Raw genomic sequence first — 23,161 nt, forward strand, 5'->3', positions numbered from 1 at the left:
AATCCCTCCATTTAATTAATTTTGGCGCGTTCCTCAGATAGTGTTGTGTAGATGATAATCGGAAGTAACACAAGAGAAATGATGACGGTCAGAGCGATGCTCCAGTTCAAATCTTTATATAGCTGTACTATGGTGAACAACAAAGCGATAACAGGTAAGACCAATTTGTTTAAGTGCTTTAGGAATAAGGAGTACATACTTCTTTTTACGGTAACTGATGTGCCGATGCTTGGAATTTCTAACTCGTTACGCGATAAGGCGGTGATTCCGATAAATAAGTGGCTGTCGATAAATTTAAGCTGCTCATTATCCGCATGAAGCTTGACCGACTGGGCAATATGCTCCGTATCGATGTCTAAGATGGGGATGGTGATTTGTTTTGAATTATAGGAGATCACGATCTGATCTGTTTCTTCCATGCCTAGCAGTTTTCTAACATTCGGATGAATTCTGCATAAATTCTGGTGCTCATCAAAAGGGTAAGGATGGCCCACTCTGAGGGTGAGCTCTCTTTTGCCAATAAAAAAGTTCCCTAATGCACTTAAGGGCCGTCGGATCAGTTGATTGATAAGTTTATGTATACCTGGCTTGGGTTGGGAACGCGTCCTAGCGCGAGTAATGATTAATGGGTCATGCCCCTCGGAATGGGTTTCAAGCAATAACATGATGTATCTGTTGAAGTAAAGGGTATTTGGTTTGGCTGTGCTATCTTCTCGTAAAGTTAGGTTTACCCGGAAGCCGTTTGTGGGATTGATTAGTTCCACTTGATTCGTATATTTACGGACGAGTGCTGGACAGGCTTTTACATAGGGTTTGGCAATCTCGTCCACTTTAGGAATTCCCCGAAGAACTGTGTCGTATTCTGGCTTCGTTATAGTTAATCCTGTAGTGAGGCAGTCCCCGAGCTTGTCCTTTGCCCGCTTGGATAATTGGATTGTACCTCTTGGCACCTCATCTGCCGATAAAATTAAACAGCTGACTTTCACACCATTCTCTGCTGTAAGATCAACGAAGATATGCTGGACTAAACCTAATTCCTTTAACTCTTCAGAGTTCATTGTGATTTCTTCACGAGGTTGAAGGCTTTGTTTGTCTAGAATAGTAAAGGTTTGCTCGATAATAATGTCAGACACCGCCCAATAGTTTAATGATTTGTTCAAGGGAATGAATGGTTTTTTGGAATAAATCAAACGCATTCGGGTTACGATAATTTCGATTAATTTCAATTTGAATACTTTGAACTAACAATTCCTTAGCACAATATGAAGTAATCGTTCCAGGATGGGAAGCGGAAAATGTATGATTTTGTCGAACTTTGGTAATACCATTATTGTTAAAGATGCCTATGACGTCATTTAAATTATTCTCTCGTATAGAGGTTCCGTACAGTGTCCCTAGGTCAATATCAAACTCCCGAAGTTTGGAAGCCCCGTGCAGATCGATCACAAACTGAATGCGATGTTCTTTGACAAGCGCTCGTAGCGCAGCCTTATATTCTCCACCTAAGATGTAATTTGGGTCTTCTTTGGAGAAGCTATTCGAATAAATACAGTAGCAATTTGTGAGCTTTTGTAACAAGAGGGCAAGGGAGCCTGTATACATGTCAGCTGGTTTTACAGCATGTTCTCGAAAATGGTTAATGGCATGTGGAGCTGAGACAAGTACAGGAAGGGAGCCTTCTACAATCGAGTAGGAGGGATCTACCCCGATATCGCCAAAATAATTATTATTGGAGAATTGTAGCTCATACTGTTCGATCAGAGATAAAATATGCAATCACCTATTCATAGTTATTTAATGGGTCGTTAACCATTAGTATGTCCTAAGCATTCACCATTCATGAATAAGGATGAATCTATTATAACGCTTGCAAGGTTTGCCGTGGGCAGTTTTTCCATAAAATGATTCTAAAAGATTAGCTATTGAAAAGTTCAAAATGGTGTGCTAATATTTCAATTGAAAACGTTACCGATAAGGATACCGATAAGGATACCAAAAAGTAGGCTGGGGATTACTTAAGCAAATGAAAACGCTGACATAATTTTCACTGAGAGCATCGGAACGTCTTCATGCGAAGTAATCTAATAAAAAGTACGAGGGGGAAGAAGAATGAAGAATATCAAAAAATATTTAGGGCTCATGTTAGTAATGTCTATGGTTGTTGTCTTAGCGGCAGGATGTGGGAATAAAGAAAATAATTCTGCATCCAATGATGGAAACGCTGCATCTGGTAAAAAAGGGTCAGTTTATTTCTTGAACTTCAAACCTGAGATTGCAGAAATATATGAAAAGATCGCTAAGGATTACGAAGCAGAAACAGGAGTTAAGGTAAAAGTCGTAACGGCTGCTGCGGGTACTTACGAAACTAAATTGAAATCCGAAATCTCCAAGTCTGAAGCGCCAACTATTTTCCAAATTAACGGACCTGTTGGTTTTCAATCCTGGAAAGATTACACCTTGGATTTGAAAGATACTAAGCTTTACAGCTATCTGTCCGACAAAAGCTTGGCTGTAACTGAAGGTGAAGGCGTGTATGGTATCCCTTACGTAGTTGAAGGATACGGCATCATCTACAACGACGCAATTATGAAGAAATACTTCGCTTTGGCTGATAAAGCGGTATCGATCTCCACCACAACTGAGATCAATAACTTCGATACTTTGAAGGCAGTAGTAGAAGATATGACGGCTAAAAAAGACCAACTGGGCATTAAAGGTGTATTCGCCTCCACTTCCCTCGCTGCTGGCGAGCAATGGAGATGGCAGACTCACCTTGCAAACTTGCCGCTGTACTATGAATTCAAAGACAATACTGAGTTTGACAACACCGTTCTTGCGGGTCTAGCTTCTAAAGAAGTTGAATTCAAATACAACGATAAATTTAAAAATATTTTCGATCTGTACATCAAGAACTCTGTAACTAAAGAATCCTTGCTGGGTAGTAAATCCGTAGCTGACTCCATGGCTGAATTTGCACTAGGTAACGCAGCAATGGTTCAAAACGGTAACTGGGCTTGGTCACAAATCAACGATGTTGACGGTAACGTAGTTAAAGCTGAAGAAATCAAATTCTTGCCTGTTTACACCGGTATGGAAGGCGAAGAAAAACAAGGTCTGGCTGTAGGTACAGAAAACTATTTCGCAATCAACAGCAAAGTATCTGCTGAGAACCAACAAGCTTCTATCGCTTTCTTGGAATGGTTGTTCTCCAGTGAAAAAGGTAAAGCTTATGTAACTAACGATCTAGGTTTCATCGCTCCATTCAATACCTTTGAAGACAGCGAAAAACCAGCAGATCCACTTGCTAAAGAAGTATCTGCTTGGATGGAAAAAGATCTTACTTCTGTAGCTTGGACATTCGCAGCATTCCCAAGTGAAGAATTCAAAAACGTCTTTGGTGATGCCCTCTTGCAATACGCTCAAGGAAACAAAACTTGGGATGAAGTTGTAACCATCTTCAAGGACACTTGGAAGGCTGAAAAAGCAAAATAATAAATGCATGGAAAGATGCTTGAATAACTCTCAGTTGTCATACAGATAAAAGCTTAGTGCCACTGGGCTCCCTCGGGATTCAGTGGCACTAAGCAACAATTTGAGTGGATCTTGCTACGTTTCATCATTTTCCATACTGAGATAGGAGAAGACTCCATGGAAAAATCGATAAAAAAATATTTTGCTCTTTTTGCATTACCGACCATAATAGCCTTTGGAATTGCATTTGTGATCCCTTTTCTTTTGGGTATATATTTGTCTTTTACAGAGTTTACTACAGTCAATGATGCAACATGGATAGGGTTTGGCAATTACGCTAAAGCTTTTTCGAATCAAGAGTTTCTAAATGCATTAGGTTTTACCGTTAAATTCACAGTTTTATCTGTTCTTACTATTAATGTGTTCGCCTTCATCTTGGCGATGTTGTTAACTAGAAAGCTAAAAGGTACCAACGTATTTAGAACGATCTTCTTTATGCCTAACTTGATAGGCGGTATCGTATTAGGATACATCTGGCAGTTGATTTTTAATGGGATTTTGTACAAATTTGGTGTCACTTTGACCTCTGATGCAACGTACGGATTTTGGGGACTAATCGTTCTTATGAATTGGCAATTGATAGGGTACATGATGATTATCTATGTTGCAGGTATTCAGAATGTTCCTAAAGATATAGTAGAAGCCGCAAGAATTGATGGAGCTTCACGTTCTAAGATTTTGCGTAATGTGACTATTCCACTCGTAATGCCGTCCATTACTATTTGTTTATTCTTAACCTTATCCAATTCATTTAAATTGTTTGACCAGAACTTAGCATTAACCGCTGGTGCTCCGTCTAAGCAGACCTCCATGTTAGCACTGGACATCTACAATACATTCTACGGAAAATCAGGATGGGAAGGTGTCGGTCAAGCGAAAGCCGTCGTATTCTTTGCTTTAGTAGCCTTAATCGCCTTAATACAACTTGTCATTACTAGAAGAAAGGAGGTTGAGAACTAATGCAAAAGACTAGAGCAAAAGATTATTCCATATTCACCATTTTGTTGGTCTTGGCCATTGCGTTCTTATCTCCTATTTTTATTGTTCTGATGAACTCCTTCAAGGGTAAGTTCTACATTAGTGATACGCCGTTCTTATTCCCTAATGAGACTACATTTGTTGGTTTAAAGAACTATACTAGTGGTGTAGCAAAGATTGATTTTTTCAGTGCCTTCGGAATGTCCTTGTTTATCACGGTATGCTCGGTGGCTGTGATCGTGTTATTTACTTCCATGACTGCATGGTACATTACCCGGGTGAAGTCCAAATTCACAGGTATGATGTATTATGCGTTTGTATTCTCGATGATCGTGCCTTTCCAAATGGTTATGTTCACAATGACTAAGACTGCAAACGTGCTGCATCTCGACAATCCGATTGGGATTATCTTAATCTATTTAGGGTTTGGATCAGGGCTGTCTGTGTTTATGTTTAGCGGATTTGTGAAGTCTATCCCGCTTGAAGTTGAAGAAGCGGTAATGATTGATGGCTGTAATCCACCTCAGGCCTTCTTTAAAGTGGTATTGCCCATCCTGAAACCTATTGCTGTAACTGTAGCTATCCTTAATGTAATGTGGGTATGGAACGACTTCCTATTGCCAGACCTGCTGATTGGTACAGAATATAAAACGATTCCTATTGCGATCCAGTACCTAAAAGGTGGATACGGATCGATTGACATGGGAGCTATGATGGCGATGCTGGTCTTAGCTATTGTGCCAATCATCATTTTCTACCTGACTTGTCAAAAGTACATCATCGAAGGTGTCGTTGCAGGTGCGGTTAAGGGTTAAGCTTGATCTACCTCGTTAAATAAATTAATATTCATGTAAGAAGCGAGTAGGGTGTTTTTCTTGATGGGTGACCATCAGGAATCCCCTGCTTTCTTATTTTGACTATGAAGTTGAATAAGGATTAAGGAGTTTGATAGATACTAACAAGTAAAGGATAGATAGAAATGGAGAGACTGACTATTATAGACATCGCCAAATTATGCGGTGTTGGCGTGACTACTGTATCAAGGGCTATTAACAATCATCCGGATATTAATGAAGAAACAAAAGCGATGGTTATGAGGGTTATCAAAGAAAATCATTATGTTCCGAACAACAGTGCAAGAAATTTAAAACGTTCTGATTCGAAAACGATTGCAGTATTGATTAAAGGGATATCCAATCCATTTTTTAGCCCGATGATCAAAGTGTTCGAAAAAGAGATTCAACGCAAGAAATACTCCTTCATCCTACAACGAGTTGATGAGAATCAAGATGAGATCGAAGTGGCGATTGAGCTGGAGAAAGAAAAACGGTTGAAGGGAATTGTCTTCTTAGGGGGGTTATTCTCACACTCTCAAGAGAAATTACAGCAATTAACGGTTCCATTTGTCCTTAGTACGATTGGGATGACGGAAGAGTTTGATTTGAGCGACTATTCCTCTGTATCTGTAGATGACTTTAATGAGAGTTATAAAATTGTCGACTATCTATGTAATCTAGGGCATGAGAAAATCGCGGTCATTACTGCACCAGAAGAAGATGTAAGTATCGGTAAGTTGAGATATGAAGGGTATAAAAAGGCTTTAGCTGATCATGGAATCGCTTATAATGAACGGCTAGTGCGGCGGATGAAAGAAGATATCGACAGTTACAGTATGGAAAATGGGTATGCGGTTACAAAAGAATTGCTAGAGTTAGGAGAAGAGTTCACCGCTATTTTCACCTTATCAGATAGTATGGCTATCGGCGCCTGTAAGGCGATATTTGAAGCGGGCAAGCGAGTCCCGGAAGATTACTCGGTTGCTGGTTATGACGGATTGGATATTTCCTTCTATTATAATCCTTCTATTACTACCATCAAACAGCCGGTAGTAGAGATTGCGGAAGCGACGATTAAGATTCTCTTTGATCTCATCAATAAGAAGGTTAATCATGCGCATCAGATTTTCCCGGCAGAATTAATAGTTAGAGAATCTACGAGGTCTTTATTGTAGTTTCAACAAGTGAGTATGTTTAAGTTTATTTACGAATCGGGGTGGGGAGATAGAACCGCAAGAGATTAAACCTAACGATATCAACAGCATCACACGGTTTCTCACCGCATTTGGTGATCCTACTCGGATTCGGATTGTTACGTTATTAGGGAATAAAGGTCGGCTGAATGTTGGGGAAATTGCAGGTGAATTCGAAATAAGCAGGCCAGCGATTTCACATCATCTCAAAATCCTACGGGATGCCCGCATTGTTGACCATAAAAAGAGAGGCCAGGAAGTTTATTACTGGCTGGCGCGTGAACGGCTAGCAACAAACTTTAGGGCGCTTGCTGATTTGGCAACGTCGTTTAATCATGGGGACTAAGCCATCTCAAGGGAATGGTTCAGTCCCATTTTAGGATAACCAGGCATTTACCATATCCGAGACGGGTTTATAGATAAATATCATCCATCCCAGTGGGTTAGAGAACGAAATATGTAACGCATTAATAAGACTGAAGAAAGTTCCCAGCAACAGAAGAAATGAGAAAATCCACATCTCCTTGATTAATTTTTTCCTCCACATCAGGGGAACTTCAATGGCTGCTATAATGGCTACAACTATGAGAATCACTACTATACCCAATATTCACAACCTCCCAAACCATCTAGTTTCGTGATATTAAGTCTTTGCTCAGTGCTCTTCTGAACATTACTGCGCTTAACAAAACCAAGTGTAGTAATAGGTTAACACTCGATACTCAAAGATTGCACCTACAGATATGCGCCTTGCGATGTTATACATGGTTTTGTTCACTCCAATTTATCACTTCATAGGTCAAGGTTTCAGGGGCTATTCCTCTGTGAGATCTCCCGGTTTTTCCGGTGGTGTGCTCTTTTCCCGAACGATATTTTTTTTATTGATTAGCTTAGGGCGGGTAAACATAGCCCAATGTGGCATTCGGAAAAAGGTGTCCTTTTGATCGGCGAGATTATAGGGAGCAAACGGGCTCAAATAAGGAACGCCAAAGGAACGTAAGCTGCACATGTGAAGAACTATCGCAATAACCCCGATGATGATACCGAACAAACCAAAAGATGCAGCAAGGAACATCATCGGGAAACGGAGCATTCTGATGGTCAGGGCAAGATCGAAGGATGGCAGCACAAAGCTGGAGATAGCAGTAATAGCGACGACAATAAGCATGGCAGCAGAAACAATGCCGGCATCAACTGCCGCAGTCCCAATCACCAGGGTGCCTACAATGGATACAGATTGGGCTATGGTTTGAGGCATTCGTACACTCGCTTCCCTTATAATCTCGAAGGCGAGCTCCATTAAGAGTGCTTCAATAAATGCTGGAAGCGGTACGCCCTCCCGTTGTGCAGCTAGACTGATCAGCAGGGTTGTGGGCAGCATCTCCTGATGAAAGGTAGTAATAGCTACATACAAAGATGGGGCTAGTAGTGAAATGAAAATACTGAAGTATCTAAGCATCCGTACTAAGGTGCTGACATCGGCACGTTGATAATAATCTTCCGCTGTCTGCATGAAGGAAACGAATAAGGTAGGCACCGTCATTACTATAGGAGTCCCATCTACTAATATGGCTACTTTTCCTTCCATAAGAGCAGCAGCTATAACGTCAGGACGTTCCGTATGATGGATGGTTGGAAATGGGGTATAGGTTTCATCCTCGATTAATTCTTCGATATAGCCACTTTCCAGGATACCGTCAATGTCGATCCGATCTAAACGTGAGTGTACTTCTTGCAGAATCTCATCACTAACAATGCCATTGATGTACATGAGGGCTACGTCTGTCTGTGTTACACGTCCAATTTGCTGTGTTTCTAACCAAAGATTGGGGTCTTTTATTTTCCGCCGGATTAATGCGGTATTCGTGCGTAAGCTTTCTGTGAAGGCTTCCTTTGGTCCACGAATCACCGTTTCAGTGGCACTTTCCGTTACGCCACGGTCTTTCCAGTCACGCATGCCTATGGTGAACCCTTTGGTATATCCATTGAGTAAGAGGATCACATCTCCGGATAATAGAGAGGTGAATAAAGAATTGAACTCCGTCGCATCTTTAATATCCCCTACAGTGAGCATGTGATCTTTTAATAATTGATAGTTGGCTGTTTGTGTATCAAGACTTGGATCTGGAAGTTCTAAAATTAGTGATTCCAGAATGAAATCCTGAATAGCTTTACTATCCGCCAATCCATCTGTATAGAAAATAGCTGCTTTAATCTGGTGTTTGGAACCAATAAAGAATTCTCTAATCACAAGATCTGTACTATTGCCGAGTCTTGTTTTTATATATTGAATATTATCTTGAAGTTTTTCTTTAATAAGTTCCTTAGGTAATTCTTTAGTGGGGTTGGGGTGCCCTAATGAAGGGTTCTTAAAAACTTTTGTTATTGTTCTGTTCAGAAATCCCATTGTTGTTATCCCTCTTCCGCTGGTGCTGTAAATATAGCTATTACCATAATGAGGTGGGATTATTCTGATCCATAGATGGGTTCATACACACCAAAAAAGCCGCAGAGAGATTCTCTGCAGCTAGCTAGAAGCGCTTAATTAAGACTTTAAGACGTCCAATCGTTATATAAATGCTTCTCCGTTAGGATGGACAACAACTGAATACCAACCTCATTATGGCCACCTTCAGGGATGATCAGGTCAGCGTATTTTTTGGATGGTTCGATAAACGCTTCATGCATGGGTTTAACTGTACTCAAATATTGATGATGGATCGACTGGATGCTCCGTCCACGTTCTTCAATATCTCTAAGGACCCGGCGGAGAATACGCACATCAGGATCGGCATCCACGAATACCTTGATGTCGAGCATTTCACGGAGATTCTCGTCAGAAAGGACGTGGAGTCCCTCAATGATTACAATATTGTTTGGCTTCAGTTCTACCGTCTCTGTAGTGGAGCGGGCATGGACTGTAAAGTCATACACGGGAGCGAATGCGGTCTGTTCTTCACGCAGAGATTTAAGATGCTCAATGAGCAGCTCGTTATCGAAAGCGAAAGGATGATCGTAATTAATGGATTCACGTTCAGCAAAGCTGAGATGTGAGTGATCCTTATAGTAGTTATCTTGAGATATGAAAGTTACCTTTCCCGTTCCAAGACGGTCAATGACGGAGCGGGCTACGGTTGTTTTTCCCGAGCCGGTGCCGCCGGCGATACCAATAATGAGCATGTGATTCAATAACCCTCCCTAAGATTGCCGTTGCAATTCCAATATTGTAGCACAGCGCTCATGTTTTTTCACCTTAGATCGGGTAAAATTAAGATGGGATTTTTGGAAATTCGTCTATATTAGGGACAAGGCAAATCCGGAAGGGGTTATTCAACGAATGAACGGAAAAAAATCAGTACAAGAGGCTTTTAATGAAACGGCCTATCGAATCGCAGGGAATGGGAATAGAGATGTGCAAGTGTTGAAGGAAGCCTTGGCAGCCGTAGAGAACAGTACGGCATCTGATATCTATGGAACGGGCGAAGTGATTGAAGATTTCCAGACGAAAATGGCGAATATCCTGGGCAAAGAAACCGCAGTTTTCTTTCCGAGCGGAACGATGGCGCAGCAAATCGCTTTAAGAATCTGGTGCGATGAAAAAGAGGTGAAAAAAGTAGCCTATCATCCCTTATGCCACTTGGAGATTCATGAGCAGGATGGCATGAAGGAATTACATCATATTGAGCCTATCTTGCTTGCGGATAAGGACCGATTAATCACTTTGGAGGATGTGGCGAATCTAAAGGACGATATCGCTTGTCTGTTGCTGGAATTACCCCAGCGCGAGATTGGTGGTCAGCTGCCAGAGTACACGGAGCTTGAAGCTATTTCTGCTCATTGCCGTGCACGCGGCATTAAATTGCATTTGGATGGGGCGAGATTATTTGAGATTCTTCCGTATTACGGGAAGTCAGCAGCTGAAATCTCTGCACTCTTTGATAGTGTGTATATATCCTTTTATAAAGGAATTGGAGGAATCGCCGGGGCAATTCTTGCAGGCAGCGAAGACTTTACGAAGCAATCAAAGATATGGAAACGGCGGCATGGTGGAGACTTAATCAGCTTATATCCGTACATCATTTCTTCTGATTATTATTTCCGGCAAAGAGAGGGCAGGATGCAGCAGTATTATGAAGGCGCGAAGAAGCTTGCTGCTTGGGTTAATCAATGTCACGACGTAACCACTCTGCCCGCTCAACCTGTCTCCAATATGTTTCACATGCATTTTCAAATGTCTAAGGAACAAATTGAACCGATCCTGTCAGCGGTGTATGAGGCGACAGGAATCGGTTTAAGCGCGGGTATAAGAGCTACCGGGGAACATACTTCTTATTGTGAGATCAGCATTGGAGACAAGTATGCCGACATCCCAAAAGAAAAGCTTAGAGAGTTTTTTCTGCTGCTCGATAAGCTAATGAGCGAATCATCTGCCGAGTAGCGTACGGAGTAAGGAGATTCGTAATAATTGTTTTTTAATAAGCTTCATGCGAAACTCATTTTTTAATTGATTGTAGATCAGCGGGCAATGGTTAAGCGCCCAATGGTACATGAATTTAAAGTCTGTAGCATCTTTTGCAGAATTTAATAAATAGTATGAGATCGTATCGTAAGCATTATGGTTGAACCATTCCGTCATTTCCTGTGCGTTATATCCATATTTCTGCACGGCCATATTCTTAATGAGTTTCTTTTCTTCCAGATTCTCAATTAAGAATCCTTGGCTCAGATTAAAGGTGATATTGTTCCCGTGTATTCTGTACACGCCGGCAATCACATCAATGAAGCCCGCATCACCTACCAGCAGGGAACGCAAATAGATGGAAGCATCGTTGACCATATTCATATCTAGGATATCCATAGCCATTAAGGCCTCTCGTTTAAAAACAGTAGTTAAAGTAGAGGCGGGTTTTGGATATCCTTTTTTCTCAAAATTCATGAAATAATCGCGTTTCTTAATAATGCTGCTAAGCTGCAGATTGGAGATTTTTAGTTGTTTGGCTTTGGAATACTCCAGGAACACATTCGCAGCTACAAATGAAATTTCGGGATGAAGGAGATGGAAGCGGACCGCTTTACTGAAATAATTCATGTCGATCAGATAATCATCATCATCGAGAAAAAGAACATATTCCCCATCACCATGTGCAGCGAAAGCTTTTCGGCGATTATTTCCAGGTCCGCTATTGGTAGCATTGCGCATGTAAATGACCCGTGGCTCCGCCCCAAAGTGTTGCTGCATTAACTCTTCCGTGCCATCTGTAGAACAATCATCAATCACTGTAATCTCTTTATTGGGATAGTCCTGCATTAAGATACCTTGGATCGCTTGGTATAGGAATGCTTTTCTATTATAGGTAGTGATAATGACACTGATCTTGGGGGAATCGGCTAAGGACTGGACCGTTGGATAGGAAATTTCCGTATCCGAAATGCGGCTTTCCATTTTAACCAACCCCTGAATTAAACCTGCGATATCGCTGGCAACAATGCTGAATTGTTCAGATAAATAGAATTTCAAGGTATCCTCTGAAGCCCTCCCCGTGAGATAAGCATGAATAACCTCAGATAAGGTTTCCAGATAAGGTTTGATTTGTACATTTTGTTCTTGATCTATGATCTGGCGGCATCTTTGCAATAGTTCTGTATCATCTATTTGGATGGTGGGTGAATGGTTTATTTCATCATTTAGGTCATTTAAAAAGACGTAACAGGCTTGCTGCAAAACCTCGCTATGATCCATTTCCAGTCCTCCTGTTGTGTTATTTGGATAAACCACTTACCTCAGGCTGAGCGTTAATTTTATTTTTGAGTTTATATCGATACTTTTTGAGATGTTCCCATGTATAGAGGAAGACTTCCCGTTCCATTAAAGAGCCGATTACGAAATATACAGGCAAGATCACAAATCCTAGAAGTACACCCCAGATCATAAGCCCCAGATAGGAATGGATCGGGATGTCGATGGCGGTGATGATTAGAATAATGCCTACAAAAACTACTGCATTCGTGAGCCATCTTCTAAAAGTGACCCAAGGACTGCGGTCCAGTAAATGTTTGCTGGCATAGATTACAATATCTATGGAGCGGTATAAGAGGGCAGCTATCGTTCCCATTAGTACACCGTAAATTCCCATGAAGATTACGAAGACAATAGAAGCCACCAGATTAATGGCGGATTCCAGAATGGAACGGTTTTGTGTTTTTTTGAAATGTCCAGCGATGGTAATCACATTATTGGAAGACGTTCTGGCATTGGTTAATAATTTGATGACTACGAACAGGACCGGCAGCCACATATCAATGTAATTCACGTCGTTTACCCCAGCCGTATACAATTTCATAAAGGGTAAAATCAAAATGTAAGCCACCGTTAGAATCGAGAAGATAAGCCCCATGAAATACACTTCGTACGCATCATAAAATTTAATAAATGCTTCTTTGCTCTCATGGTAGCTTTGCCCGAGGGCAGCCTTCACACTTCCGTTTATGGTCTGGACGATATTATCCACGATCGTAAAAATCATATTGTACATAACATAGATACTGACGATTTTTAGATTCGTAAAGATGGTTAATATGAGTACGTCCGTATTTCTAAACACCAAGTAGGAGATTTCATGGACTAATACGGAATTCTTTTGGCCAATAGCTTCATAGTCTGGTTTGAGATTCAGGTTGATCCACTTGTAATTCTTATTCATATAAATATAGAAAGCGATAATTTGAAGTAAGGTTAAGATAAAATAGGAAGCTTGAACGGCAATAATGTCCACACCTTGCAGTAATAACAGAATCCGGATCAGGCTGTTCATAATATTAGCCACAGTGACAATAGAAGTCTCTACATAGCTTTTTCCCTCCGCAGCGAGCAGGACCTTGAATTTTCCCTGAAAATAATAATTGATCGCTCCGCCCATCCCTGTAAGCAAAATAATGACCATAATCGATAATTTATCGATCTCAGAAGAGATCACTAGCGGGTACACGATGGCGAGTAGCAGTACGGCGAAGAAATAGTAAATGCCTGTTTTTTTATAATAGCTGGAGGTGGCAGCCAGAATAGAGTTAATATTGTTTTTATTATTCGAAGCTACCGGCTTATAAAGCGCTTGGATCGAGGCCGCTCCAACACCTGCTTCCAGCAGCGCCAAATAACTAATAATCTGCACAATCGAAGCGATCAACCCATTGGCCTCAGAGCCATAGTTGACCATTATCAGTCTGGGTATAAAAAAACCGAGGATGATCGTGATGAGTTGACTTCCCAGTCCAAAGGATAAGTTAAGAATGCTCCGCTTGGCTTTCATAACGAATCCCCCTTTCGTAAAGCGATAAATACGTATCTAGGTGCTCGAAATGCCTTTCGGCTTGTTTTGCTTGCAGTGTGACATCCATAGAGCAGGTGATCATACTTTCAAAAATCTGTGCAGGCTGGACCTGTTCCAGCGTATTGAAATCGGCATACAGACCTGTGAACCCAACATCTTTCATTACATTGATCATTTTTTTGCTGTAGGCTACGGGGAATACCGGTTTATTAAATACCCAGCCCAGAATCATTGCATGGAATCTTGAAGCCACAATAGATCTGGCATTAGCTAACACGGACAATACTTCTTCCATGTTCGTTTTATATAAATGCACTTGCATAGCATCCTTGTAGGAGGGACCGATAAGGCGCTGAATCTCTTCAATTGCCAGTTGATCGCCTTCGTGTTCGCAAAATGACATGAAATGAACCGCGTAACCTTTTTCAATGAAATAAATTGCGAGTTCTTTCATTTTTTCATAATAGAGGTTGTCAAAACCGTTCAGACCTTTCGCAGAAGGTTTAATAACGGATAAGACGATGTAATCCTCCGGTTCGTTTGGAATATCTGGCGGGTCTAGCTGAAAAATAATATCTGGGGCTAAGCGGACATTATCCAGATCCTTAAATAAATCATAAGAGTACTGTTCTCTGAAACATATATCTGTATAATCCTTGAAAATCCGCTTGTGCTCATCATAGTATTCTTGATTTGTAAAAGGGCCAAAATTAGATCCTAACAGATAGTAAGGCTTATTTTGATTACGAATGACTTCTGCATTCTTGAAATGCTCTGCCCAGTGGTCTGCCTCCATGAAAATCGAGCCGCCGATATGAACGACGCCATCTGAGTGATCTGCCAGATATTTGTGAGCCACATTATGTATCTTTAGCTTCCTGCAAATATAGCCAATGCCTCTTAGAAGAAGGGAATCGGAAGGATACACTTTGAGGTTAGGGAGCTCTTTGAAACATTGTTTATAGAGGCGTGGTGCGCAAATTCTGAATCTGGTATCCGGATATCTTTCGCATAGCACCTTAATGAATAGATCATCACCCAGATTAAATTCGGTATAGGCGTATATCAGCATCTTTTTCATATTCTAGATTCCTTTCGGGTTCCGTTCCCTTTAAGTAGGTTGCGCTTGAACCTGGATAAGCTTCTCTCCACAGAGATGAATCTGTGATATAGAAGCGGGGAGATTAAAAATGTTCTGATATAAAGGGTTAATCTGCGATTATCTCCTCTATAACGTCTTATGAGTTCATCCATTTCTTGATTGAGCTTGGGATAGGTATGGTTGATGTCACGAAGTAATTCCTGAATGCTTACCCCTTCCGTACCATTTAGACAGGTTTTGAGGTTGAAAAAGTAGTTCTCAATCAGCTCCCGGTTCATTAACAATGGGGAGATCGTATCTAGTTCAGCAAAGGGATAGGTTTTGAAATATTCATCCACCCTTTTAAAAGCATCCACTACATCAAATTTATTCACGTTATAGCTGTTGGAGATGGAGGAGTTTCTCTGTAAATAAAATGATAGTATATCCGGGATTGAGATGACTCTGGCCGCTCTGGACAAGGCTTTGTAGATGAACTCTTGATCCTCTCCATTCACACAGCGTTCTGTATAACCTAGCTCGTGGAGAAGTAGGAATTCTCGCTTATAAGCGATACTCCCTGTCCATATTCGCAAGCTCTTGTTCACGAAAATCCGCGCCAGTGCTTCACTTCCCGTCACGTCGCTGAAATCAGAGGTACAGCTCAATAGAGTTTCTCTGCCTTCGGAGACATGATTATAACCCCAGCAAATAATCTCGGGTTGTTCATCTTGGGTATAAGACTGAAGGGTTGAGACCAAGTCTGCGGAGACATAATCGTCTCCATCTACAAAAAGAACATAATTACCTGTGGCTTCAGCTAAACCCCTATTTCTAGCCGCGCTTACTCCATGATTCTCCGTTCGAATGACTTTACAGAAAAGGCCGGGATTACGCGAAAGAATCTTTTCTATAACGTTGTAAGTGTTATCCGTAGAACCATCATCTACGATGATGACCTCGAAATGCGGATCGCTTTGGTCAAGGAGTGAATTGAACATAGGGGTTATATACTGCTCTATATTGTATACCGGGATCACAAGGCTTAGATTCATGGGCTCGCTCCTTTCCTGTGTAAAACGGGATGATAAGCTATCTTAAGCTTACCCCTCGTATGAAAAGATTGTATATACTACTTTAGTTTACTTATTGCTGGCTCTACTCGTTGTAGCATCATGTGAATAATAATTATTACAATATGTAAAATGAAAATATTATGGTTTGGTTTAACATAGATAGAAAGCCAACAAAACGTTCGAAGCGGAGGGATCTGGGATGCAGCTGCAAAAAATATTCGTGAACGGTGAGAGACTGAAGAATACAATCGAGGCATTTGCCGATTATGGGCGTACAGATAAAAATGGCGTGACCCGATTATCGCTGACCGAAGAGGATATTAAAGTTCGGGAGTATTTTCGTGCCTGTTGTGAAGAGCTCGGAATGTCTGTGAAGATGGATGATATGGGGACGATGTATGCCACATTGGCAGGCGAAACTTCCGGGCCTCCGATTGTGATTGGCTCGCATATGGATACTGTGAAAAAAGGGGGCAGATTCGATGGCGTCCTAGGGGTTATCGCGGGTCTAGAGGTTGTGCGGACGCTTGTAGATCACGGGATTAAGCCGAAGGTTCCGGTGACGATTATGAATTTTACGAATGAAGAGGGGGCACGTTTTGAGCCATCGATGATGGCCTCTGGTGTGCTATCCGGAAAGTTTGATAAAAGTGTTATGTTGAACAAAAAGGATCCAGCGGGCATTAGCTTTGGTGAAGCGCTGGAGAAGAGTGGATATAAGGGAGAAATGAGCAATCGTATCACCGAAGCCACCGCTTATTTGGAGCTTCATATCGAGCAAGGACCTGTTCTTGAAAAAGAGGAGCTGGCGATTGGGCTGGTTAACTGTGTAGTTGGTATGGCCTGTTACGAGATTGAGGTGACGGGAGAATCTGATCATGCGGGCACAACCCCCATGGCGATGCGCAAAGATGCTTTGTTTGCTGCCACAGACCTGATTATTGAGCTGCGGAGCAAGCTGGGGGCGCTCGATTCCGAGCTTGTGTATACCATGGGCAGAATGAATGTGCTTCCTAATATCCATACCGTCATTCCCAATAAAGTGATTTTCACCATTGAAGCCAGACATAAAGATATGGAGATTGTGCGTGAAGTGGAAGCCATTATTAACGGTTTGCCAGAGCAACTGCTGGATTGTGAAGTAAGCAAAACTAAGCTTTGGGGCCGAGATACGGTGTGGTTTGATCAGAATGTGTGTGATTTGGTGGAGCAAGCGGCTCAAACCTTAGGTTATTCCAGTCGAAAGATCGCAAGTGGTGCAGGGCATGATGCACAGTTCGTAGCCAGCTTTCTGCCATCCGCAATGGTGTTCGTGCCTAGCGTGAATGGTAAAAGCCATTGTGAAGAGGAACTAACCTCTTATGAAGACTGCGAAAAAGGGGTAAATGTAGTGTTAGAAACAGTGATGTTGTTATTATCAAGATAGTCCATGTAACTTAATATAACATTATGCGATATGGTAGTCGCTTTAATTTCATACAAAATCGTCAAAAAGGCACTCTATAGGGTGTCTTTTTTTATGAGATAATAAAGATGGTTGTGTTGAGTACCAAAGTGGTTAAAGATTAATGGGCAGTTAAGTCAGATCCTTTGTGTAAAAACACAATCATGGTAGATAATATTTTAATTTTTTAACAAAATGGGAATGCTAATCATATGTTATCATTCTTTACATAAGGGATCTACATTAGATGGGAGAGATGAATGATGATTATCGGAGTACCTAAAGAAATTAAAAACAATGAAAATCGTGTTGCCATAACCCCTGCGGGTGTAGTTAGTTTAATTACTGAAGGTCATCAAGTGCTCGTAGAAGCTGGAGCCGGTGTTGGCAGCGGATTTCCTAACGAAGAGTATGTCTCTGCCGGAGCACAACTGATTGAGGATGCAGCAAAAGTCTGGAGCTCCGCTGAAATGGTGATGAAGGTAAAAGAACCATTGGCAACGGAGTACCCCTATTTCCGTCCAGGCCTTATTCTATTTACGTATCTTCATCTTGCTCCAGAGCCTGCCTTGGCTGCTGCGCTTAAAGACAAAGGTGTCTTTGCGATCGGATATGAGACGGTTGTTCATGGACGCACCTTGCCGCTGTTAACACCGATGAGCGAAGTAGCTGGCCGGATGTCCGTCCAATTGGGAGCGCAGTTCCTGCAAAAGAACTACGGCGGACAAGGTATTCTTCTTTCCGGTGTTCCTGGCGTTAGCCGAGGTAAAGTGAGTATTATTGGCGGCGGTGTAGTAGGTACTAATGCAGCTAAAATGGCTATTGGCTTAGGTGCAGATGTTACGATAGTTGACCTCAGTGCGGAGAGACTACGTCAATTAGATGACATTTTTGGAGCACAGATCAATACGTTGATCTCTAACCGTTATAATATTGCGAAAGCAGTGGCTGAAGCCGATCTGCTGGTAGGTGCCGTGTTAATTCCGGGTGCCAAAGCACCGAAGCTGGTTACCGAAGAAATGGTCAAGACCATGAAGCCGGGATCGGTGATTGTCGACGTGGCCATTGACCAAGGTGGCATTGTAGAAACCATCGACAGAGTGACGACACATGATAATCCCGTGTTTGTGAAACACGGCGTGCTGCATTATTCCGTGGCTAATATGCCGGGCGCTGTTCCTAAGACCTCAACTATTGCCTTAACAAATGTTACAGTTCCATATGCCCTGCAAATTGCCAATAAAGGTGTGATCAAGGCGATTCAGGATAATGACGGCCTAAGAAGCGGCGTGAATGTAGCCAATGGCAGAATCACCTGCCAAGCTGTTGCCGAAGCGTTGGGTGAGACACCTTATTCGGTTGAGCAAGCCATGGAGCAGACATTCACATTGATCTAAAATAGACACGTTCCATAATGGAATGAGCCAAACAGCAAGCTCTCTGCGGGGAGCTTGCTGTTTGGCGTTTCTTGCGGAGGAGATCGGGTGGAAGTTTGTCAGTACGGTGTTAAAGTAAATAGATTGCGTTTCAGTGTGATTAGATACATTAGGTGTTTGCTCGTGTGGTGTGATGGTGGAAAGATTACGTAGTGAAGTTGGCTAGAACAGGCTAGTTTTGATTAGTTTTTGCTTCTGCGATGGTGAAGGCTTTGATGGAGAGATGCTTTAGGGAAATTCTCCCTAAAAAAACGCGAAAATAGCTTATAAATGCTGTTATTAGGGAATTCCTCCCTAAAAAGCGAGGAATACGCCTGTTTATACGCAAAACGGAAGAAAATCAGGGAGGATTTCCCCAATTATGATCGTGTGATGCTTAAAGTGCAGAATATTAGGGAGGATTTCCCTAATTATGACCGTGTGATGATTAAAACACAGAATTTCCGGGGGTTATTCCCTAAAAACCATTTATAACATTCGGTAAACACCAACAACTATTAAACCTTCCCAAACACCCCGACAAAACTCCCCACAAAACTTCCCACACCACCCCCAACAAAACCCCCACCAAACATCCCCGTCCCAAACACCTTCCTCAACTAGCCGATCTCGTCCCTCACCTAAACCAGCTATTTATCTTATAGTCAGTTAGGGGGATGCATACTATAATGAAATCACTCTAGAGTACAGGATTTGGTTATTCTTCAGGTGGGAGTGAAGCTAGTGAAAGATAAAGATCCATTATTTGATCGTTTTTTCGACAGTATGGAATCATTGGCAGATGCGATAAGTGAATCGCTACAGTCTCAAGTTACCATCGAGGACAGCAATCATCATGTGATTGGCTACAGCTCGCATGAATTTGAGAGTGACTCCGCGCGGATTTCAACGATTATCGGGAAGCGTGTACCTAACGCTGTGATTATTGGCTTGCGCAAAAAAGGGATTATGCAGCAGCTGGAGAGCGCGGCACATCCCATTCGAATTCCTGCGGTGCTGGAGGTGGGACTTGGCCCCCGGCTGGCCATTTGTATTAAACATCAGAAGGAAATTCTCGGGTACATATGGGTAGTAGATACAGGCAACCTGGTAGAAGGGCATGCCGAAAATATCGTTGAGAAAGCGGCAGGTATCGTAGGTCGTTATTTACTTAAGCAGCGAGGCTGGAAAACGAAGCAGGACAAAACGCATGAGGATTTTTTCTGGAAGCTGATTACCTCCCACTACGACAACGAAGCAAATATTAAAAAGGATGCGGAATTTTGGTCCATTCTTTTGCCGGAAAAATATTATATTAGCGTGTTTGAGAGTGACAAGGTAATCGATGATCATTTAATACTCCGGTTTCGGCAGGTTATGGCTTCTTATTCCGGTCTACAATTATTATTTCTGACGGCTGAGCATAATCGGCTGATTATTTTGTTTTCCTTCAGCTTTGTGATCGAGGGGGCGGGTGGATTATCTTCATTCCTGCATAAAACAATGGAGGATATGTATAAGAGTGAAGGCTGCGCACTGGCTGCTGGCTGTAGTCTCGATTACACTGAATATATGTCCGCGGCTATTGCCTATTGGGAAGCGGTATCCATTGTGGAGATCAAAAAGCTGCTGCCTTTTCATGGGCGAGAGTTGCTATTGTACGAGGAGATTGGATTTTGGGCATATATACCGGCTATTATGGAGCAAAAGCGCAGTCGAATTCGTAAAAGCCCGTTGCTATATCCGCTAAAAGAACATGATCGCGAGCATAAAAGTGATTTTCTCAAAACCATCGCTGTCTATTTATCATTAAGCGGCAATTTAAAGGAATCCGCGGCTTTTTTACATATACACACTAATACATTGCTTTATAGATTAAACCGAATCGCAGAGATTACGGGCAAAAGCTTGAAGGATACGGGTTATCGGACTTCTATTTTCCTCGATATTTTGACGGAAGAGACACGGCAGCTTAACCAATGGTTTGTCGATGCCTGGGAATCATGAGAATTAAGCACCAACCCGGTGACGAACACGTACAATAACCTATATTTAGAACCTATAACATTGGAGGGACTAAGCATGGTGAAGGAAGTTCGTTCACCCGATGCCCTTGACTTTGAGCGCAAAATGAGAGAAAGCATCGTGGAATCGGCTGAAGCTTTAAATGAAAGTGGAGTGGATTTTGCAACATTTGATGATTCCCGCTGTAATCCGCTGTTTTGGACACGTACGGAGATTGGTGGACTTCAGCTGAACGCTGGCGTGGAACCCACAGTGGGGATTAAAGATATTTTTCGGAATGGACATTTATATGCCTTCGAATGCGCGACAGCCATGGTTATTGTTTTGTATAGGGCGACAATTGAAGCTATAGGTGAAGGAGCCTTTAATAAGTATTTTAAGGACTTGTTCTTATGGGACTGGAATTATGACGAGAATTTACGCTTAATCACAAACTACAACAAGGACCACACGCAGCGGGGAGACGTTGTATATTTCAAGAATCCCGATCATGCTCCGAGCAAGCCAGAATGGCAGGGCGAGAATGCAATTAAGCTTGAAAATGATCTGTTCTACGGCCATGGCATAGGGATTACTACTGGAGAGATCATCATAGACTCTCTGAATCAGGAAAGAGTATATGGGAGTGATATCTCGGCCTATTTAACGGATGAATCGGTGCATCCAGACTTTAATTACTTACAGCGGTTATCTGCAGGAACGGTTTTACCGGCAGCCAACAATAGAGGCTTCCGATACACTGTATGTTCAAGAATAGGGTCTAGAAACTATATTTATAAGATCTAGCGTCTGCCTATTGTATACTTACTGAGCAATGCAAAGAGAGGGCTCTTTTGTATTGTTCATTTTTTTATTCACAAAAGAAAGGGATAGAGCTTCAGATAACTCTAAAAACTCTATCCCTCTTTTTTAATTAAGGACTACCACTTCGTTTCTAATTTGTTATAGCTCAATAAAATCGTTGCGGAATTTCTCGAAATCAGATTTTCTGCATTCCAGCTCAAGGCGTGTGCCTGTTTCTTCATAGCTAGTAGATTGAACATGGGCATGTTCGTTGAAATATGAGACTACATTACCCCGATCAAATGGAACCAGAATCTCACACTGGACATAGTCCGTAAAAACATGGCTGCGGATCAGAGCGGTAAGTTCAGCCATTCCACTATTTTGCTTGGCGGAAAGGTAGACATTGTCACCTTCAATTTGCGGGTAAGGCAAATCAGTCAGATCAGCCTTATTATAGGCATAGATCGTTGGAATCTGGTCAGCGCCGAGTGCTTTAAGCGTCTCATCCGTAACCGCCATATGCTGTTGATGCTGCGGATCGGAAATATCGACTACGTGAATCAATAAGTCCGCTTCGGTAACCTCTTCAAGAGTGGAGCGGAACGCTTTGACCAGATGATGGGGAAGCTGGCTGACGAATCCGACAGTATCTGTTAATAAAAAGGTTTTGTGATCAGGCAGCTCAATGCTGCGAACCGATGTCTCTAGTGTAGCGAACAGCATATCCTTGGCGAATACTTGTTTATTGGAACCTGGATGGTAAGTCTCTACCATGACATTCATTAAGCTGGACTTTCCGGTGTTCGTATAGCCTACAAGGCAGACGACGGGAACTTCATTTTTATGCCGTTGTTTCCGCTGGATTTGACGTCTTGCTACTTGTTGCTGCAGTTCAACCTGTAAAGCAGTGATCCGCTCTTCAATTCTTCTGCGGTCCAGCTCTAGCTTGGTTTCACCCGCACCTCTGTTTTTAAGTCCAGCTCCGCCACCTTGTCTGCCCAGCGACTCACGAAGACCTGTGAGGCGCGGCAGCATATATTGCAGCTTGGCTACTTCAACTTGCAACTGTGCCTCCTTGGTCTTCGCTCTTTCCGCAAAAATATTCAAGATCAGAATGGTCCGGTCAATGACCTGACGGTCCAGTGCGGACTCCAAATTGCGGATCTGTGAAGGTGACAGTTCGTCGTTAAAAATAACAATAGGAGCATCGTGTGCTTCTAAAAGTGCCGATAATTCCTCGATTTTACCTGTCCCGATATAATGGGAGGGGTTAATTCGACTTGCCTTTTGACTAAGCTCTCCTACGACTTCAAGGTCACAGGCAGCTGCCAGATTGCTCAGCTCTTCCATCGAATAGGCGAAATTCGTTTCGTTCTGAAGCTGGACACCGACTATAATTGCTTTTTCTCGTATTTGTTCCATATATTTATTCATCCTCCAATAGTAAATAATAAACGCAAAAAAACAC

19 protein-coding genes are annotated in these 23,161 nt (G+C 42.1%); 9 read left to right on the forward strand and 10 right to left on the reverse strand.

What is annotated here, in order from left to right; translation table 11 throughout:
• Positions 1–11: 11 nt before the first annotated feature.
• Positions 12–1,160 carry a hypothetical protein gene (locus MHH86_RS01250; RefSeq protein ID WP_143760525.1) on the reverse strand — a complete coding sequence of 383 codons (1,149 nt, stop codon included), beginning with the start codon at positions 1,158–1,160 and terminating at the stop codon, positions 12–14.
• A complete protein-coding gene (locus MHH86_RS01255) occupies positions 1,126–1,776 on the reverse strand; it encodes an N-formylglutamate amidohydrolase (protein WP_076101130.1) in 651 nt (216 codons plus the stop codon). Before MHH86_RS01255 ends, MHH86_RS01250 begins: the two co-directional genes overlap by 35 nt.
• Positions 1,777–2,109: 333 nt before the next feature.
• Between MHH86_RS01255 and MHH86_RS01260 the strand changes: the two genes are divergently transcribed.
• From MHH86_RS01260 to MHH86_RS01275, 4 genes are all read left to right on the forward strand, one after another.
• Positions 2,110–3,492, forward strand: a complete 1,383-nt coding sequence (locus MHH86_RS01260) for an ABC transporter substrate-binding protein (protein ID WP_339824179.1) — start codon at positions 2,110–2,112, stop codon at positions 3,490–3,492.
• Positions 3,493–3,648: 156 nt separating this feature from the next.
• On the forward strand, positions 3,649–4,491 hold the full coding sequence (locus MHH86_RS01265; RefSeq protein WP_036687240.1) for a sugar ABC transporter permease: 843 nt from the start codon (positions 3,649–3,651) through the stop codon (positions 4,489–4,491).
• Complete coding sequence (locus MHH86_RS01270; protein WP_036687243.1) at positions 4,491–5,324, forward strand: carbohydrate ABC transporter permease; 834 nt, start codon at positions 4,491–4,493, stop codon at positions 5,322–5,324. Before MHH86_RS01265 ends, MHH86_RS01270 begins: the two co-directional genes overlap by 1 nt.
• Positions 5,325–5,488: 164 nt before the next feature.
• Positions 5,489–6,520 carry a LacI family DNA-binding transcriptional regulator gene (locus MHH86_RS01275; protein WP_036687244.1) on the forward strand — a complete coding sequence of 344 codons (1,032 nt, stop codon included), beginning with the start codon at positions 5,489–5,491 and terminating at the stop codon, positions 6,518–6,520.
• 394 nt (positions 6,521–6,914) lie between these two features.
• Here MHH86_RS01275 and MHH86_RS01280 read toward each other — a convergent pair whose 3' ends face one another.
• From MHH86_RS01280 to udk, 3 genes are all read right to left on the reverse strand, one after another.
• Positions 6,915–7,145, reverse strand: coding sequence for a hypothetical protein (locus tag MHH86_RS01280; RefSeq protein WP_235219548.1), 231 nt, complete (start codon positions 7,143–7,145; stop codon positions 6,915–6,917).
• A gap of 207 nt (positions 7,146–7,352) precedes the next feature.
• Positions 7,353–8,945, reverse strand: a complete 1,593-nt coding sequence (locus tag MHH86_RS01285) for a spore germination protein (RefSeq protein ID WP_339824177.1) — start codon at positions 8,943–8,945, stop codon at positions 7,353–7,355.
• 146 nt (positions 8,946–9,091) lie between these two features.
• On the reverse strand, positions 9,092–9,718 hold the full coding sequence (udk, locus tag MHH86_RS01290) for a uridine kinase (protein WP_036687251.1): 627 nt from the start codon (positions 9,716–9,718) through the stop codon (positions 9,092–9,094).
• Positions 9,719–9,875: 157 nt separating this feature from the next.
• Between udk and MHH86_RS01295 the strand changes: the two genes are divergently transcribed.
• Positions 9,876–10,976 (forward strand): beta-eliminating lyase-related protein, encoded by a 1,101-nt coding sequence (locus MHH86_RS01295; protein WP_339824175.1) that lies wholly within the window; start codon positions 9,876–9,878, stop codon positions 10,974–10,976.
• On the opposite strand, the gene MHH86_RS01300 is transcribed toward MHH86_RS01295, so the two are convergent.
• From MHH86_RS01300 to MHH86_RS01315, 4 genes are read right to left on the reverse strand one after another with little or no spacing between them, the layout of a single operon-like run.
• Positions 10,962–12,278 carry a glycosyltransferase family A protein gene (locus tag MHH86_RS01300; RefSeq protein WP_339824173.1) on the reverse strand — a complete coding sequence of 439 codons (1,317 nt, stop codon included), beginning with the start codon at positions 12,276–12,278 and terminating at the stop codon, positions 10,962–10,964. The two genes, MHH86_RS01295 and MHH86_RS01300, sit on opposite strands and share 15 nt — an antisense overlap.
• Positions 12,279–12,297: 19 nt before the next feature.
• Positions 12,298–13,845: a sugar isomerase gene (locus MHH86_RS01305; protein ID WP_036687254.1), complete on the reverse strand. Its 1,548-nt coding sequence runs from the start codon at positions 13,843–13,845 to the stop codon at positions 12,298–12,300.
• The gene (locus MHH86_RS01310) at positions 13,820–14,947 is read right to left on the reverse strand and encodes a polysaccharide pyruvyl transferase family protein (protein ID WP_036687256.1); all 1,128 of its coding nucleotides are present in this window, start codon (positions 14,945–14,947) and stop codon (positions 13,820–13,822) included. Before MHH86_RS01310 ends, MHH86_RS01305 begins: the two co-directional genes overlap by 26 nt.
• The gene (locus tag MHH86_RS01315) at positions 14,944–16,002 is read right to left on the reverse strand and encodes a glycosyltransferase family 2 protein (protein ID WP_036687258.1); all 1,059 of its coding nucleotides are present in this window, start codon (positions 16,000–16,002) and stop codon (positions 14,944–14,946) included. Before MHH86_RS01315 ends, MHH86_RS01310 begins: the two co-directional genes overlap by 4 nt.
• Before the next feature lie 220 nt (positions 16,003–16,222).
• Between MHH86_RS01315 and MHH86_RS01320 the strand changes: the two genes are divergently transcribed.
• The 4 genes from MHH86_RS01320 to MHH86_RS01335 all read left to right on the forward strand — a co-directional run bounded on the left by MHH86_RS01320 (position 16,223) and on the right by MHH86_RS01335 (position 21,693).
• Entirely contained in the window at positions 16,223–17,449 is a 1,227-nt protein-coding gene (locus MHH86_RS01320; RefSeq protein WP_038568219.1) for a Zn-dependent hydrolase, read from the forward strand.
• A gap of 281 nt (positions 17,450–17,730) precedes the next feature.
• Positions 17,731–18,864 (forward strand): alanine dehydrogenase, encoded by a 1,134-nt coding sequence (gene ald, locus MHH86_RS01325; RefSeq protein WP_076107330.1) that lies wholly within the window; start codon positions 17,731–17,733, stop codon positions 18,862–18,864.
• A gap of 762 nt (positions 18,865–19,626) precedes the next feature.
• Positions 19,627–20,889: a helix-turn-helix domain-containing protein gene (locus MHH86_RS01330; RefSeq protein ID WP_076147606.1), complete on the forward strand. Its 1,263-nt coding sequence runs from the start codon at positions 19,627–19,629 to the stop codon at positions 20,887–20,889.
• 75 nt (positions 20,890–20,964) lie between these two features.
• Complete coding sequence (locus MHH86_RS01335; RefSeq protein WP_342479596.1) at positions 20,965–21,693, forward strand: protein-glutamine gamma-glutamyltransferase; 729 nt, start codon at positions 20,965–20,967, stop codon at positions 21,691–21,693.
• Between the two features lie 156 nt (positions 21,694–21,849).
• On the opposite strand, the gene hflX is transcribed toward MHH86_RS01335, so the two are convergent.
• The gene (hflX, locus tag MHH86_RS01340; protein WP_036687269.1) at positions 21,850–23,115 is read right to left on the reverse strand and encodes a GTPase HflX; all 1,266 of its coding nucleotides are present in this window, start codon (positions 23,113–23,115) and stop codon (positions 21,850–21,852) included.
• Between the last annotated feature and the right edge of the window lie 46 nt (positions 23,116–23,161).

Source organism: Paenibacillus sp. FSL F4-0097 (assembly GCF_038593125.1).
In the GTDB taxonomy this organism is placed as follows: domain Bacteria; phylum Bacillota; class Bacilli; order Paenibacillales; family Paenibacillaceae; genus Paenibacillus_AQ; species Paenibacillus_AQ odorifer.

Bases quoted from the DNA above. Each gene is read 5' to 3' on its own strand.
- ald (WP_076107330.1), top strand. From the start codon at position 17,731: ATGATTATCGGAGTACCTAAAGAAATTAAAAACAATGAAAATCGTGTT.
- MHH86_RS01310 (WP_036687256.1), bottom strand. From the start codon at position 14,947: ATGAAAAAGATGCTGATATACGCCTATACCGAATTTAATCTGGGTGAT.
- hflX (WP_036687269.1), bottom strand. From the start codon at position 23,115: ATGGAACAAATACGAGAAAAAGCAATTATAGTCGGTGTCCAGCTTCAG.
- MHH86_RS01265 (WP_036687240.1), top strand. From the start codon at position 3,649: ATGGAAAAATCGATAAAAAAATATTTTGCTCTTTTTGCATTACCGACC.
- MHH86_RS01295 (WP_339824175.1), top strand. From the start codon at position 9,876: ATGAACGGAAAAAAATCAGTACAAGAGGCTTTTAATGAAACGGCCTAT.
- MHH86_RS01260 (WP_339824179.1), top strand. From the start codon at position 2,110: ATGAAGAATATCAAAAAATATTTAGGGCTCATGTTAGTAATGTCTATG.
- udk (WP_036687251.1), bottom strand. From the start codon at position 9,718: ATGCTCATTATTGGTATCGCCGGCGGCACCGGCTCGGGAAAAACAACC.
- MHH86_RS01285 (WP_339824177.1), bottom strand. From the start codon at position 8,945: ATGGGATTTCTGAACAGAACAATAACAAAAGTTTTTAAGAACCCTTCA.
- MHH86_RS01315 (WP_036687258.1), bottom strand. From the start codon at position 16,002: ATGAATCTAAGCCTTGTGATCCCGGTATACAATATAGAGCAGTATATA.
- MHH86_RS01305 (WP_036687254.1), bottom strand. From the start codon at position 13,845: ATGAAAGCCAAGCGGAGCATTCTTAACTTATCCTTTGGACTGGGAAGT.
- MHH86_RS01335 (WP_342479596.1), top strand. From the start codon at position 20,965: ATGGTGAAGGAAGTTCGTTCACCCGATGCCCTTGACTTTGAGCGCAAA.
- MHH86_RS01270 (WP_036687243.1), top strand. From the start codon at position 4,491: ATGCAAAAGACTAGAGCAAAAGATTATTCCATATTCACCATTTTGTTG.
- MHH86_RS01275 (WP_036687244.1), top strand. From the start codon at position 5,489: ATGGAGAGACTGACTATTATAGACATCGCCAAATTATGCGGTGTTGGC.
- MHH86_RS01300 (WP_339824173.1), bottom strand. From the start codon at position 12,278: ATGGATCATAGCGAGGTTTTGCAGCAAGCCTGTTACGTCTTTTTAAAT.
- MHH86_RS01320 (WP_038568219.1), top strand. From the start codon at position 16,223: ATGCAGCTGCAAAAAATATTCGTGAACGGTGAGAGACTGAAGAATACA.